We start from the raw sequence: 14,086 nt of genomic DNA on the forward strand, positions 1-14,086 counted from the left end.
CTAGGTTCGCGGCCGGCTTGGCCGGTCCCGCCGGGGATGCGCCATGCCTTGCGCAACGAGGCGCCAGGGGATTTTAGGGTGGACGAGAACCTTGTTTGCGAGCCCGAAATTGTGCGGGACACGCGTCTGGTCGATCGCCGGCGAGCCGCGGCCTATGTCGGCGTGACCGCCGGCCGCTTCGAGCAATTGGTGCGTGACAATGTCGTGCCGCCGCCGGTGATGGTGGACAATAAGCGGCGCTGGGCGATCGCATTGCTCGATGTGGCCAAAGACGCGGTCGTCGGCAGCATGCCGTGCCTGCCGCCGATCGCGGCCGAAATTGCGCCGGTCGCGCGTCCCTGCGAACGTGCCCCGGCGCCGGTCTCGCATGAATTGCCCGATCAGGCCTGGTTCGAGCAGCGCGCGCGGTTCGTCCAGCGCGTCCGCCGGTCGCTGCTCTCCGGCAACGAGATCCGTCTCTTGCGCGAGTTCAAGCTGCTCAAGCAGAACGAGATCAGCATGTTCGGCTACTATGGCAGCTTCGAAGCGCTGATGGTGCGCGGCTACATCGTCGAGATCGACCGCAAGCCGCCCTCGAGCCGTCCGCTCGTGTCCTATCGCCTGACCGACCGCGGCGAGCAGGTGATATCCGCGCTGAAGGATGATTAGCGGGCGCGCTCGATCGTCAGGTCGAGGCCGAGACGCGCGAGCATGCGTCGAAAATCCGCGATATCGTAGCCTTCGCGTTCGGACACCAGGGTCCGGAATGCGCCGGAGCCGCGGCTCGCGTGCGGGGCGATAGCTTCGACGACGTCGTCGGCTGGATCGAGAAAACGCACGTGCGGCCCGGCCTCTTCGAAGTAGCGCAAAAGCCACGGCAGATGCGTGGACGACAACGTCGCGACATCCGTGTCCGGATGAAGCGTACCGAGCTTGGCCCGCACGGCAGTCAAGGTTCGGTCGGGCTCGGTGAGGAACGCGCCATTCTCGACCAACTCGACGAGATCAGACGCGCTGACGAGGTCGACGTCGCCCTGGCTTGCGGATTCTCGCTCCACGTAAGCGCGGATTTCAGAACTCGACATCAATGAGGCCACGCCCATGATGGCGATCCGCTTGGTGAGCGACGTGTCGAGCGCGCGCCGGACGGGCGGAAACACGCCGATGATCGGCGTCCGGCTCCAGCTCTTGAGATCGTCGAGGACCATGACAGAAGGCGCATTCGAGGCGATCACGATTGCTGCCGGGCCAAAACTCTCCAGCCGTTCGATCGTGCTTCGCATTACGGCAAGCAGCTCGGTCCTGCCCTTGCCGCCATAAGGGAAGTTGGCGCGGTCGGCGAAGTAGAGCACATCCTGCCCCGGGAAACGGTCTGCGATCTTGCGAGCGATGGCATAGCTGCCGATCCCGGCATCGAAGACTGCGATCGGTTGATTCAGGATGACTTTGTTCACGATGCAGCACGCCAAGCTTATGAAAGACGGGACGTCTCTGCATCAGCCGGGCGCCGATGTAAACCCACACCAAGTTGCGGATTATTTCACTTCAAAATTTCACAAACGGTCCGATGCTCATCGCGCATCGGATCCGCACCCTGCGCCGAGACGACCTGCCACCACGTGTCCAGCGCGCCGCGGTCGCAGCTAAGCTTGACGCTCATGCCGCCGGCGAATTTGATCCAGTCGGCGAAATGATCCGTGCCGACCGCGATCAGCACGGGGATGTCGGCGTCGAGTGCGCGCTCGATCAGATAGGACAGGCCCTTGCCGTCGCGCTCGCGCTTGCCGAAACGGTTGATGATGACGAGATCGGCGCCATGGGCGAGGGCATCTGCGATCCGCGTTCCGGCATTTTGCAGCCTTGCCAGATCAAGCCGGCAGCCCTGCACGGCCGGATCGAAATCCTGCGCCAGCAGAAGTTTTTCGCCGCTGTGAAGCAGCACCGCCGACAGGCTGGAGTCCGCGCAATGCCCTGCCTGAACCATGCCGACGACGCGAAAGCCGCGTGTATTCAGACCCGCTGCGAAGCTGCGCAAGATCGCGTCGGGATCCTGATGCGGCTCGTAGACGAGGGCGGCAAGGTCACATTGCGCGTCGAACATGGGTCGCCTCTGCTTCGCTGCAAAGAGAGTGGGGCCGCGGCGGTTTTGCCGCGGTCCCGGTTGTCGGATCAGGCCGCCGGCGGGCCGTTGATGATCTGGAGCTGAGTGAATTCGGCGAGGCCTTCCTCGGCAAATTCAGTGCCGATGCCCGACTGCTTGGCGCCGCCGAACGGGATGTTCGGGGCCATGTCGAGGTGCTTGTTGATCCAGACCGTGCCGGATTCGAGTTGGGTCGCGACCGCGTGCGCACGCTTGATGTCGGACGACCACACCGACGCGCCGAGGCCGTAAGTCGTGGCATTGGCGCGGCGGATCGCATCATCGTTGTCGGAATATTTGATCAGCGGCAGCACCGGGCCGAACTGCTCCTCGTCGACCAGCTTCGAGCCTTCCTTGATGTCGCGCACGATGGTCGGCTCGATGAAGTAGCCGGGCCGGTCCATCGCCGAGCCGCCGGCAACGATGTTGCCGTTCTTGCGCGCGTCCTCGAGGAACGTCTTCACCTTCTCGTACTGCATCTTGTTCTGCAGCGGTCCGAGCTTGGTGCCCTGCTTGGCGCCGTCGTCGACCACCGTGCTCTTGGCGATCGCGACAAGCTCGTTGCAGAGCTCGTCATAGACGGACTCGTGGACATAGAGCCGCTTGATGGCGAGGCAGACCTGGCCGGAGTTCTGGAAGGCGCCCTCGAAGATGCCGGGTGCGACCTTCTTCGGGTCGACGTCGTCGAGCACGATGCCGGCATCGTTGCCGCCAAGCTCGAGCGTGATGCGCTTGAGCGTCTGCGCCGCGCTCGCCATCACCTTCTGTCCGGTCGCGGACGAGCCGGTGAACGAGATCTTGCGGATGTCGGGATGCTTGGTCATCTCGCCGCCGAGATCGTTGGCATCGGTGATGAAGTTGAGTACGCCCTTCGGCAGGATGTCCTTGATCAGCTCGGCGAAGCGCAAGGTGGCGAGCGGCGTGGTCGGCGCCGGCTTGACCACCAGCGTATTGCCGGCGAGCAGCGCCGACGGCAGCTTGAAGCTGAGGATCAGCAGCGGATAGTTCCAGGGAATGATCGCGCCGACGACGCCGAGCGGACGGCGATACGCCTCGACCTTGCGGTCGCCGGAATCCTCGATCACCTTCATCGGCAGATCGAGCGAGCTGAGATAGCGGAAGAAGGCGGCCATGCCCATGACTTCGCCGGTGGCGTCGCCAAGCGGCTTGCCTTGCTCACTGGTGAGAATGCGGGCGAGATCACCCGAATTGGCCTCGATGACGTCGGCCATCTTGTTCACGAGCTTGCGGCGCTCCTCGATCGGGGTCGCAGCCCATGCCGGGAAGGCGGCCTTCGCGGCGGCCACGGCCGCGTCCAGCTGCGCCTTGGAGGCGCGCGGACACTGTGCCACCACCTCTTCGGTCGCTGGATTGAGAACCGGCATGGTCTGGTCGCCGGGCACCATCTTGCCGTCGATGAGAAGATTGTAGTCACTCATTGGCTTTGCGCTCCCTTGAACAACGGGCCGTTCGGGCCTCGTTATATCGAACTATATATCACGACTTCGCTGAACCGGCCACGCGGGCGGTTCGATCAATTCCAGAAAAGCAGGCTGGACGCGGATGGACATATCGATATATCGTAATGGATATAGCGAACTGCGTTCCGGGACTGGCGATGGAAATCAAGGTGAGGCAGCTCACGACTTGCGAGGTGGCGGCCGATGGCGGTGCGATCTCGCTGGGCTTCGAGGACGTGACGGGTAATTCCGCCGCCGTCAGCGTCTCGCTCAACCAGGTCGGCGCCCTGATCATGACGCTGCCAGGGCTACTGGAGGCGGCGCTGAAGGCCCGCTACGGCGACCAGAGCCTGCGCTACGCCTATCCGCTGGCATCCTGGGCGATCGAGCAGTCGACCGACACGACCCAGCGCATCATCACGCTCCAGACCGAAGATGGCTTCAAGGTCCGCTTCTCGATCCCGAAGGCGGAGCAGGGGCTGCTTGGCGAAGCACTGACCCAGCCGATGCCCGAAATGTCGGTGCGGCCGAACTGAGGCGAGCTACGCGGGTCGTCAGGCCGCCATTGTCCCGTGGATGCGTCCCAATGCTCTGTGAAGCGCCGCAAAGCAGTCCGCGTCGATCTGGGTCCCGACCATCCCGGACATGATCCCGAGAGCTTTGGTGATCGTCATCGCGGCGCGATATGGGCGGTCGGCGGTGAGCGCATCGAAGATGTCTGCGGTCGTGATCATGCGGGTTTCCAGGCAGATCTGGTCTCCCGCGAGACCGCGCGGATAGCCCTTGCCGTCCAGCCGTTCGTGATGCGCACCCGCGATCGGGGCGAGCGCGCTGAAAGCGCCGATGCGCGACAAAATGGCTTCGGAATGCGCGGAGTGCATCCGCATGATGTCCCATTCGGCGTCATCCAGCTTGCCCGGCTTGTCGAGGATGGCGTTGCTGACACCAAGCTTGCCGATGTCGTGCAGCAGCGCCGCACGCTTGAGCTTGCGCCGCTGCGCGGCACTGAACGCCAGCTCCTCGGCGATCATATCGGTAAACAACGTCACGCGGTCGCTGTGACCACTGGTGTAAGGGCTCTTGGAATCCACCACCTGAGCGAAGGCGGCCGCGATGTCGTCGAGATAGTCCTCGTCGATCGGCACGCTCGCCTGTTCCGGCGCCTGATGAAGGATCGATTCATGTTCATCGTCGGCGCGGAGCATCTCCCAAAACGCGGGCCGGGCCGCGATGCGCTCGAAGGCAGCGACGAGGTCGGGATCGAACCATGTCCCCGATCGGTTCTTCGCTTCGCGCAGCGCCGCCTCGGATCCGTTCGAAACGTGGAACACGTCGATCACCTGTGCCAGCAGGGCAATGCGTGAATAGATCGGGATGGCCGTGCCGGACAAACCAAGGGGTTTGCCGCCGCCGTCCCAATGCTCATCCAGGTTCTTGATGCCCTCGGCGACCGGCTCGGAGAAACGCATTTTACGGGCGATATCCGCACCGCGATGGCAGCGCGTCTCGATCAGTTCGCGCGCGATCTCGCCGCCGTTCTGGAAGATGTTGACGATGGCGCGGAACCGTTCGGCAAGCCCGGCCTTCAGGCCCGTATGGCTGAGCACGAAGCGCAGCGCCTGCGGCAAGCTGCCGTCGATCAACTTGAAGTCCTGCTTGAAGGTGAGATCATCGGTTAGATACAGCTCGCAGATGCGGGCCGCGTTGCTGCTGCAGCCGAGATCCTTCAGCAACAGCACGTAGTACAGCTCGGTAATTTCATTCTCGCCAAGGCCGATGTCCTTGCCGATCTCAACGCCGATATGGCTGCATCGTACACAATGTCCCGCCGGTTGCCCCTCGGTCAGATCGAGCGCGTGGCTGAGGGCGCCCAGGAGTTCGGACAGCGTGACCCTGTCATGCTGTTCGTGGGCCGGCGGCGCAAGTTCCATGGTCGGGGCTCCGGGGCAGCTTTCGCCGGCCGATCCGGGCCGATCGCATCTGCAAAGCCCCACCTGATCATGAGAGAATTAACAGGTGGTATTTCCCCGGGGGCGCGCGGGGTTAGCCGGCCGCCTCTGCCCGAGGCGGCAACCGCCGGATCTGAAAACCGGTCTTGCTCTGCTCGAAACCGGCCGAGGCATAGAAGGCGAGGGTCGACGGTTTCTTCGAGCCCGTCACGATGGAATTTTTGGCGTGCCCGTCCGTTCACGACTTCCGGGAACGGGCGATGTCGCTCTTGAGCGCTTCCAGCTCCTTGTGCACGGCGCGTGCGGCGTCGCGCTCGATCTTGCGGTAACGCGCAACGAGTTTTTCGCCGAAGGGCGTGAGCATCGCGCCGCCGCCATTCTTGCCGCCGGCCTGCGGCTCCACCACCGGATGTCCGCAGATTCGGTTGATCTCGTCGACGAGATCCCAGGCGCGCTTGTAGGACATGTCCATGGCGCGGCCGGCCCCCGAGATCGAGCCTTGCTCGCGGATCTGCTCCAGAAGCTCGATCTTGCCAGGCCCGATCCGATCCTCGCCGTCGAGGTCGATGCGCAGGCTCAGTTGGGGAAGCGATTTGGCGCTGGCGCGCGACATGATGGATTCTCTTGAATGGCTCTAAACGGAGATTGCCATTCTTGCCCGTCGCGAACAAGGTGCGCGCCGCCTGCCGCATCATCGCACGGCGTGCATCTCCAAAAACGCCTTCACGCCGGTCACGTTGCCGGTATCCGATGGCACGTAGCCGGGCAGGGTGGCGACGGCGGCGCGGAAATCGGCGCTGCGGATGATTTCGAGGATGCGCTGCATCGGTGCGGTATCGAGGAATCCGCGTTTGCAGACGAAGAAATAATCCTCGGTGAGGAGGCGGATGAAATCGAGGCCGAAATGCCGGGCGGCGGCCTCGACGCCAAAGCTAGCATCCGCCATGCCGCTCGCGACATAGGCGGCGACGGCGGCGTGGGTGAACTCGATCTGCTGTGCGCCGTTGATGCGGCTCTCGTCGATGCCGTCCGCTGCGAGCAACTGGTTGAACAGAAGACGCGTGCCGGAATCATGGTCGCGATTGACGAAGCGGACCTTTGGCCTGGTGATGTCGCCGAGCGAGGCGATGCGCAGCGGATTGCCGCGAGCGACCATCAGGCCCATCTCGCGAGTAACAAAATTGATGATGCGGTTCTCGCGCGGATCGAGCCACTCGCGCGCCGCCTTGATACCCTGGGCCCGCAGCGCGCCGTGCGGCAGATGCAGACCCGAGAGATCGCACGCGCCTTGCGCCAGCGACACCAGCGAATTCTGGTTGCTGACATAACGCAAATCGACGCCGATGCCGGGCTCACGGTCGAGGAATTCGCGCAGCTTTGCCACCGCAAAGCCGTGGCTCGCATGCACCCTGATCACGGACGGGCGCTGTTCGAGGAACGGCTTGATCTCGCTCGCGAGCTCCTGCGCCAGGTTTTCAAGCTGCGGCCCCAGCCGCGCCTGCATGCGCTCGCCGGCCCACACCAGCCGCTCGCCGAACGGCGTCAGTTTTGAGCCCCTGCCGCGCTGGGTCTCGACCAATGGCGTGCCGAAGAATTCCGTCCATTGCTCGATCAGATTCCAGACGTGGCGATAGGAGAGATGCGCATCGCTCGCCGCGCTGGTGATCTTTCCGGTCTTCCGGATTTCGTTGAGGATACCGATCATGATGATGGCGGTGCGCGGGCTGCCCTCGTGGCGAAACCGCCAGACGGCCTCGATCTCGATCTGAAGCATTCGCTTTCCTTATGAACTTCGCTTCATATATGGGGCCTTCATTTGTACTCCATATCATATTTACTCGGCGCAATAGAGGCCTAGTCTGGTATACCAGATCAGGAGGAAATATGATGTCTGTTGCATATGACTTTGCACACTCGCCGGCGACCGAGTTCATGTCCCGGCCGCAGCATCTGCTCATCGACGGCCGTCGCGTCCCCTCGAGTTCCGGACGCACCTTCAACTCCCTCAATCCCGCCACCGGGCAAATCATCGCCACCATCGCCGAGGGCAGCGAGGTCGACGTCGAGCTTGCGGTCGCCGCTGCACGCCGGGCGTTCGAAGGCCCGTGGCGCACGATGCGCGCCTCCGAGCGCGGCCAGATCCTGTTGCGTTGGGCCGACTTGCTGAAGGCCAATGCCGACGAGATCATCGAACTCGAATCGATCGATGCCGGCAAGCCGATCTCCGCGACGGCGCGCCAGGATTTTCCCGCCGCCGTCGACACGTTGATCTATTACGCCGGCTGGGCCGACAAGATCATGGGCGACGTCGTCCCCGTGCGCGACGATGCCCTGACCTACACCGTGCGCGAGCCGGTCGGTGTGGTCGCGGCGATCGTGCCGTGGAATTTCCCGCTGATGATCGGCATGTGGAAGCTGGCGCCGGCGCTGGCCTGCGGCTGCACCGTCGTGATGAAGCCGGCCGAGCTGACCTCGCTGTCGGCGCTGCGCATCGCCGAGCTCGCGCTCGAAGCGGGCCTGCCGGCGGGCGTCTTCAACGTCGTCACCGGACCCGGCCGCGTCGTCGGCGACGCACTGGTCAATCACCCCGATGTCGACAAGGTCACCTTCACCGGTTCGCCCGGCGTTGGCCGCGGAATCATGAAGGGCGCGGCGCGCAACTTCAAGCGCGTCTCGCTCGAGCTCGGCGGCAAGTCGGCCAACGTCATTTTCGACGATTCCGATCTCGAAGCAGCCAGCAAGGCGGCCGGCTCCGGCATCTTCTTCAATGCCGGCCAGGTCTGTTCGGCCGGCTCCCGTGTGCTGGTGCAGGAGAAGGTCTATGACGAGGTCGTCGAGCGGATCGCGGCGCGCGCGAAGTCGCTTCGGATCGGCGACCCGCTTGATCGCAAGACGGCGCTCGGCCCCGTCATCTCCGAGAAACAGATGAAGTCGATCCTCGACTATGTCGAGATCGGCCAGAAGGAAGGCGCGACTCTCGTCACCGGCGGCCAGCGGGTCGGCGATCGCGGCTATTTCATTAGCCCGACCGTGTTCGCCGATGTCGAGCACGAGATGCGGATCTCGCAGGAGGAGATTTTTGGCCCCGTCGTCAGCATCATCAAGTTCAAGGACGAGGCCGACGCACTCAGGATCGCCAACGGCACCGCCTACAGTCTCGCTGCCGGCGTCTGGAGCCGCGACATCGGCAAGCTGCAGCGCTTCGCCAAGCGGGCGCGGGCGGGTACGGTCTGGATGAACACCTATGGCTATACCGACGTGCGCCTGCCCTGGGGCGGCGAGCGCGATTCCGGTCTCGGCCGCGAGCACGGCACCGCCGCGATCGACAATTTCACCGAGCCGAAGGCGGTGTGGATGAATTTGGCCGTCTGATACCTCCCGAGCGGCCAATCCTGGAGCCCGCCTGATCCGCCCGGTCAGGCGGGCTTCGTTTTTCAGAAAGGATAAAATTGTCTGCAATCCGCTCAGGAGCGGCAAACCCTGCGGACAAGAAGGGTGGCGCCTTAAACCTCAGCTTTGGAACCGGCGTGCATCTTCACTGCAAAAGGGTGGGGTATCAGCATGTCAGTTCTCAGGGAGATCGTCGCGGCGGTTGCGGGAGTCTACGCGCTCCTGTTCGTCTGCGACGCATTGTTCGGGGTCGGCGAGGCGCGCTTCGACGATTCCTATTACAGCGCCAGCTTCTATGCGCCGAGGCCGAAGGAATTTCGTTTCGCCGGCGATACACCGCCCGCGGTTCGCATCAGCGACGCCTTCGCGCAGTTCTCGGCTGGCGAGGCCAAGCCGAACAAGCGCTACTCGTCGCTGACGACAATCATCCGTTAACGCCTCATTCCCCCTGGATCCATTCCGCGACGCCGCGCCACAGCGTGTCGCGATGCTCGGGGCGGAAGAAGCCGAAATGGCCTATTCCCTTGGCGCCGACGTCGGACGGCTTCACCGTCAGCACCTCCGGCTTGATCGCGGTGAATCCACTCACGAGCAGCTCGACCGCGGGGCGCGTTGCCCAGGGATCGTCGGAGAAGCAGAGCGCGCGCAGCTCGCCCTTGAACTTGGCAAAGTTCTCCAGCGCGGGCAGTTTTGAATCAAAGAGATAGCGCGGGCTGGAGACCCAGTCGGCCCATTGCAGGAAAACGCCCTGGGGCAGATCCTCGCCGATGCCGGCCCAGCCCGGCGCATAGCCGAGTGCGTGGACCAGCGGCACGCCGACAAAGTTCATGAAGGCGAAGACGCGATATTTTTCCGGCGCGGTCATCAGCCGCCAGGTCGCAGCCTGCGCGGCCACGAACGCGGCGCGCGCGATGTCGGTGTTGTTGTCGATCAGCCCAAGCGCCTGGCCACCGAAGGAGTGGCCGACATAGGCAAGGGGCAGGGTGGTGTAGCGCTCGCGCATCCAGCGCACCGCGGCGGTGACATCCTGCGCGGCCCAGTCCGACATCGAGGCCTTGAAGCCGACCAGCGATTTCGGCTGGTTGTAGCCGACCATCGCCGGCAGCCGGGAGTCGCCGATGCCGCGATAGTCGTAGGTCATGACCGCGCAGCCGCGATGGGCGAGATAGGAGGCAAAGCCGCGATAGATTTTCCGCGGCACGGCGGTGGCCGAATTGATCAGCACCGCATGGCGCTTGGTGCCGCGCGGCAGGAACAGGGTGCCGGTCAGCACATACCCGTCGGTTGCTGCGAAGGTGATCTCGTCGATGAAAACGTCGTCGCGCGCCGCGTCCATGGACAGCCCGTGCCCTACCAGTTTCCTCGCCAGCCCCCAGCAAATGCGAATTCGGCTTTGCCCGCAAGGGTTTGCAGTGCGAAATGGATTTACAACTGGCGGCCGGGGATTAGCCTGTGTATAAGGCGGCCCTCGCAACCCACAGATCAGGTTGTGCTTTTTGCTTCACGGAGAGATTGCGATGTCCGAGCGGTGGACGCCCGAGTCCTGGCGCAGCAAGCCGGTGCTACAGGTGCCCGACTATCCCGATGCCAAGGCCCTGGCCGACGTCGAGGCGCAGCTTGCGACCTTTCCGCCGCTGGTGTTCGCGGGCGAGGCGCGCAACCTGAAGAAGTCGTTGGCCCGCGTTGCGACCGGTCAGGCCTTCCTGCTCCAGGGCGGCGACTGCGCCGAGAGCTTTGCCGAGCACGGCGCCAACAACATCCGCGACTTCTTCCGCGTGCTGCTCCAGATGGCGGTGGTGCTGACCTATGCCGGCGCCGTCCCGGTGGTGAAGGTCGGCCGTATAGCCGGGCAATTTGCGAAGCCCCGGTCTTCGCCGACCGAGAAGATTGATGGCGTCGAGCTGCCGAGCTATCGCGGCGACATCGTCAATGACATTGCCTTCACCAAGGAAGCGCGCGTGCCGGATCCGCAGCGCCAGCTGATGGCCTATCGCCAGTCGGCCGCGACGCTGAATCTCTTGCGCGCCTTCGCCACCGGCGGCTTTGCCAATCTCGGCAGCGTGCATCAATGGATGCTCGGCTTTCTGAAGGACTCGCCGCAGTCCCGCCGCTACAAGGAATTGGCCGACCGCATCTCGGACGCGCTCAACTTCATGCAGGCCTGCGGCCTCGATCTCGAGAGCCATCCGGAGCTGCGCGCCACCGATTTCTACACCAGCCACGAGGCGCTGCTGCTCGGCTACGAGCAGGCCATGACCCGCGTCGATTCCACCACCGGCGACTGGTACGCGACTTCGGGCCATATGATCTGGATCGGCGATCGCACCCGGCAGCTCGATCACGGCCATATCGAATATTTCCGTGGCATCAAGAACCCGATCGGCCTGAAGTGCGGCCCATCGCTCAAGCCCGACGAGCTGTTGAAGCTGATCGACGTGCTCAACCCCGACAACGAGCCGGGCCGGCTGACGCTGATCAACCGTTTCGGCTCCGACAAGGTCGCCGACCATCTGCCGGGACTGATCCGCGCCGTGAAACGCGAGGGCAAAGTGGTGGTCTGGTCATGCGATCCCATGCACGGCAACACCATCACCTCGACGTCGGGCTACAAGACGCGCCCGTTCGACCGCGTGCTGTCCGAGGTGAAGTCGTTCTTCACGATCCATGCGGCGGAAGGCACCCATGCCGGCGGCGTGCATCTGGAGATGACCGGTCAGGACGTCACCGAATGTATCGGCGGTGCCCGCGCGATCACCGACGAGGACCTCAACGACCGCTACCACACGGTCTGCGATCCCCGTCTCAACGCCGAGCAATCCATCGACATGGCTTTCCTGATCGCCGAGCTGCTCAAGCAGGAGCGCGCCGGCAAGGTCAGGCCGATGCCAGCCGCAGCGGGGCTCTAGGACCTTGCTGCGGATCTGGAAGGCTACGATCAATTCGCGCAACGGACTGGCCTTTGCGTTCCGCTCGGAGCAGGCTGTCCGCGAGGAGATCGTCGCGCTGCTCGTGTCGCTGCCGCTCGCCTGGTTGGTCGGCTCGACCGCGACCCGCGCGGTCGAGCTGGTTTGCGCGGTCGCCTTCGTGCTGGTGGTCGAGTTGCTCAACACCGCTATCGAGAAGCTTGCCGACCGCCTGACCTTGGATCGCGACAAGCAGATCGGGCGGGTCAAGGACATGGGCTCGGCCGCCGTCGGCGTTGCACTGCTGATGGCCGGGGCATTCTGGATTTTGGCGATCGTCGAGCGACTGGGTTTCATCTAAAGCGCGTATCGCGCTTTAGACTTTTGTTTGAGCATGATCTTGTCGGAAAACCGCTTCACACTTTTCCGGATCATGCTCTAGCCGGATGACCGGAGTGGGGCGGCCATGACCGAACGTCTCAACGCATTCGCGGTCACGCTCGCCCAGCTCAATCCGACCATGGGCGACATCGACGGCAATGCTGCCAAGGCACGCTCGGCGCGCGCGCGCGCTGTCGCGGACGGCGCCGATCTCGTGTTGTTTCCGGAATTGTTCATCACCGGCTACCCGCCGGAAGATCTGGTGCAGAAGCCGGCCTTCCAGGCGGCCTGTCGCGCCGCGATTGAAACGCTCGCGCGCGAGACCGCCGATGGCGGCCCGGCGATGCTGGTCGGCACGCCCTGGGTCGAGGACGGCAGGCTCTACAATGCCTGCGCGCTGCTCGACGGCGGCCGCATCGCCGGCCTGCGCTTCAAATGCAATCTGCCGAATTACGGCGTGTTCGACGAGAAGCGGCTGTTTTCGCGTGGGCCTGCGGCCGGCCCCGTGACCGTGCGCGGCGTGCGCATCGGCGTGCCGATCTGCGAGGACATCTGGCTGGAAGAGTCAGAGGATTACGAGAACGTGGTCGAGACGCTGGCCGAGACCGGCGCCGAGATCATCCTGGTGCCGAACGGCTCGCCTTACGCCCGCGACAAGAACGACGTGCGCCTGTCGGTCGCGGTCGCGCGTGTCACCGAGAGCGGGCTGCCGCTGGTCTATCTCAACCAGGTTTGCGGCCAGGACGAGCTGGTGTTCGACGGCGCTTCCTTCGCTTTGAACGGAGATCTCTCGCTCGCGGCGCAATTGCCGGCGTTCGAAGAGAGCGTCACCACGCTGCGCTTCACCAGAAACGGCGACGACTGGCGCTGCGCGGGGCCGATCGCCACGCTGCCCGAGGGGGACAAGGCCGACTACGCGGCCTGCGTGCTGGGCCTGCGCGACTATGTCGCCAAGAACGGTTTTCCCGGCGTGCTGCTCGGCATTTCCGGCGGCATCGATTCCGCGCTGTGTGCTGCGATCGCGGTCGACGCGCTCGGCGCCGATCAGGTGCATGGTGTGATGCTGCCCTTTCGTTACACCGCACCCCACTCGATCGCCGACGCCGGCGAGCTCGCCGGCCATCTCGGCCTCCGCTACGAGGTGCTGCCGATCGCGGAAGCCGTGACCGGCTTCGAGACCATCCTCGAAGGCATCTTCAAGAATTTGCCATCCGACATCACCGAGGAAAACCTCCAGGCCCGCACCCGCGGCACGCTGCTGATGGCGATCTCCAACAAGACCGGCTTGATGGTGGTGACGACAGGCAACAAGTCGGAAATGTCGGTCGGCTACGCCACGCTCTATGGCGACATGAACGGTGGCTTCAACCCGATCAAGGACATCTACAAGACGCAGGTGTTTCGGCTGGCGGCGCTGCGCAACATCTGGAAGCCCGATGGCGCCCTGGGTCCGGCCGGCGAGGTCATTCCGCCCGATATCATCACGCGCCCGCCGACCGCGGAATTGCGCGAAAACCAGACCGATCAGGATTCGCTGCCACCCTACGAGGTGCTCGATGCCATCCTCGCGCGGCTAGTCGAACGCGAAGAGCCGCTCGATAAAATCATCGCCGCCGGCTTCGACCGCGAGACGGTCACGCGCATCGACCATCTGCTCAACGTCGCCGAATACAAGCGCCGCCAGGCCGCGCCCGGCGTGAAGGTGACACCCAGGAATTTCGGCCGCGACCGCCGTTATCCCATCACCAATCGCTTTCGCGATAAAGGCGAGCCGTTGCCGGCGTACGACGAGACGCTGGTGTCGCGCGGCAGCCGCGCCTCGATCGACGCGTTTGAGGGGTAGGGCAGGCTGGCTTTTGCGATTGCCTCTCCCGTATCCGCGAG

Annotated in this window: 14 protein-coding genes; 7 read left to right on the forward strand and 7 right to left on the reverse strand. The window is 64.0% G+C overall.

From position 1 onward, the window contains the following. Positions 1-78 precede the first annotated feature (78 nt). Positions 79-648 carry a hypothetical protein gene (locus BMW89_RS09330; protein WP_092024945.1) on the forward strand — a complete coding sequence of 190 codons (570 nt, stop codon included), beginning with the start codon at positions 79-81 and terminating at the stop codon, positions 646-648. Here the strand turns inward: BMW89_RS09330 and BMW89_RS09335 are convergent. From BMW89_RS09335 to BMW89_RS09345, 3 genes are all read right to left on the reverse strand, one after another. Beyond that, on the reverse strand, positions 645-1,433 hold the full coding sequence (locus tag BMW89_RS09335) for a glutamate racemase (protein WP_244547560.1): 789 nt from the start codon (positions 1,431-1,433) through the stop codon (positions 645-647). The two genes, BMW89_RS09330 and BMW89_RS09335, sit on opposite strands and share 4 nt — an antisense overlap. Positions 1,434-1,519: 86 nt before the next feature. Next, positions 1,520-2,080 carry a DUF2478 domain-containing protein gene (locus BMW89_RS09340; RefSeq protein WP_092024947.1) on the reverse strand — a complete coding sequence of 187 codons (561 nt, stop codon included), beginning with the start codon at positions 2,078-2,080 and terminating at the stop codon, positions 1,520-1,522. Between the two features lie 68 nt (positions 2,081-2,148). Continuing rightward, entirely contained in the window at positions 2,149-3,558 is a 1,410-nt protein-coding gene (locus BMW89_RS09345; protein WP_092024949.1) for an aldehyde dehydrogenase family protein, read from the reverse strand. Positions 3,559-3,737: 179 nt separating this feature from the next. Here BMW89_RS09345 and BMW89_RS09350 point away from each other — a divergent pair, with 179 nt between their 5' ends. Further along, positions 3,738-4,115, forward strand: a complete 378-nt coding sequence (locus BMW89_RS09350; RefSeq protein ID WP_092024950.1) for a hypothetical protein — start codon at positions 3,738-3,740, stop codon at positions 4,113-4,115. 18 nt (positions 4,116-4,133) lie between these two features. Here the strand turns inward: BMW89_RS09350 and BMW89_RS09355 are convergent, their stop codons facing one another. The 3 genes from BMW89_RS09355 to BMW89_RS09370 all read right to left on the reverse strand — a co-directional run bounded on the left by BMW89_RS09355 (position 4,134) and on the right by BMW89_RS09370 (position 7,302). After that, on the reverse strand, positions 4,134-5,510 hold the full coding sequence (locus BMW89_RS09355; RefSeq protein ID WP_092024951.1) for an HD-GYP domain-containing protein: 1,377 nt from the start codon (positions 5,508-5,510) through the stop codon (positions 4,134-4,136). Between the two features lie 256 nt (positions 5,511-5,766). Then, positions 5,767-6,141: a winged helix-turn-helix domain-containing protein gene (locus BMW89_RS09365; RefSeq protein ID WP_092024953.1), complete on the reverse strand. Its 375-nt coding sequence runs from the start codon at positions 6,139-6,141 to the stop codon at positions 5,767-5,769. Positions 6,142-6,219: 78 nt separating this feature from the next. Further along, complete coding sequence (locus tag BMW89_RS09370) at positions 6,220-7,302, reverse strand: substrate-binding domain-containing protein (protein WP_092024955.1); 1,083 nt, start codon at positions 7,300-7,302, stop codon at positions 6,220-6,222. A 113-nt stretch (positions 7,303-7,415) separates the two neighbouring features. Between BMW89_RS09370 and BMW89_RS09375 the strand changes: the two genes are divergently transcribed. Together BMW89_RS09375 and BMW89_RS09380 are read left to right on the forward strand one after the other, a co-directional pair. After that, positions 7,416-8,900: an aldehyde dehydrogenase family protein gene (locus BMW89_RS09375; protein ID WP_177195988.1), complete on the forward strand. Its 1,485-nt coding sequence runs from the start codon at positions 7,416-7,418 to the stop codon at positions 8,898-8,900. A gap of 189 nt (positions 8,901-9,089) precedes the next feature. Continuing rightward, positions 9,090-9,353: a hypothetical protein gene (locus tag BMW89_RS09380; protein ID WP_092024959.1), complete on the forward strand. Its 264-nt coding sequence runs from the start codon at positions 9,090-9,092 to the stop codon at positions 9,351-9,353. A gap of 4 nt (positions 9,354-9,357) precedes the next feature. Here the strand turns inward: BMW89_RS09380 and BMW89_RS09385 are convergent, their stop codons facing one another. Then, entirely contained in the window at positions 9,358-10,254 is an 897-nt protein-coding gene (locus tag BMW89_RS09385; protein WP_092024961.1) for an alpha/beta hydrolase family protein, read from the reverse strand. Positions 10,255-10,435: 181 nt separating this feature from the next. On the opposite strand from BMW89_RS09385, the gene BMW89_RS09390 reads away from it, so the two are divergent. The 3 genes from BMW89_RS09390 to BMW89_RS09400 all read left to right on the forward strand — a co-directional run bounded on the left by BMW89_RS09390 (position 10,436) and on the right by BMW89_RS09400 (position 14,045). After that, on the forward strand, positions 10,436-11,824 hold the full coding sequence (locus BMW89_RS09390; RefSeq protein WP_092024963.1) for a class II 3-deoxy-7-phosphoheptulonate synthase: 1,389 nt from the start codon (positions 10,436-10,438) through the stop codon (positions 11,822-11,824). A 4-nt stretch (positions 11,825-11,828) separates the two neighbouring features. After that, positions 11,829-12,182, forward strand: a complete 354-nt coding sequence (locus tag BMW89_RS09395) for a diacylglycerol kinase (RefSeq protein ID WP_092024965.1) — start codon at positions 11,829-11,831, stop codon at positions 12,180-12,182. 105 nt (positions 12,183-12,287) lie between these two features. Then, positions 12,288-14,045 carry an NAD+ synthase gene (locus tag BMW89_RS09400; protein WP_092024967.1) on the forward strand — a complete coding sequence of 586 codons (1,758 nt, stop codon included), beginning with the start codon at positions 12,288-12,290 and terminating at the stop codon, positions 14,043-14,045. The last annotated feature ends 41 nt before the right edge of the window (positions 14,046-14,086 follow it).

Origin of the sequence: Bradyrhizobium sp. OK095 (assembly GCF_900109945.1) — a bacterium.
Lineage (GTDB): Bacteria > Pseudomonadota > Alphaproteobacteria > Rhizobiales > Xanthobacteraceae > Bradyrhizobium.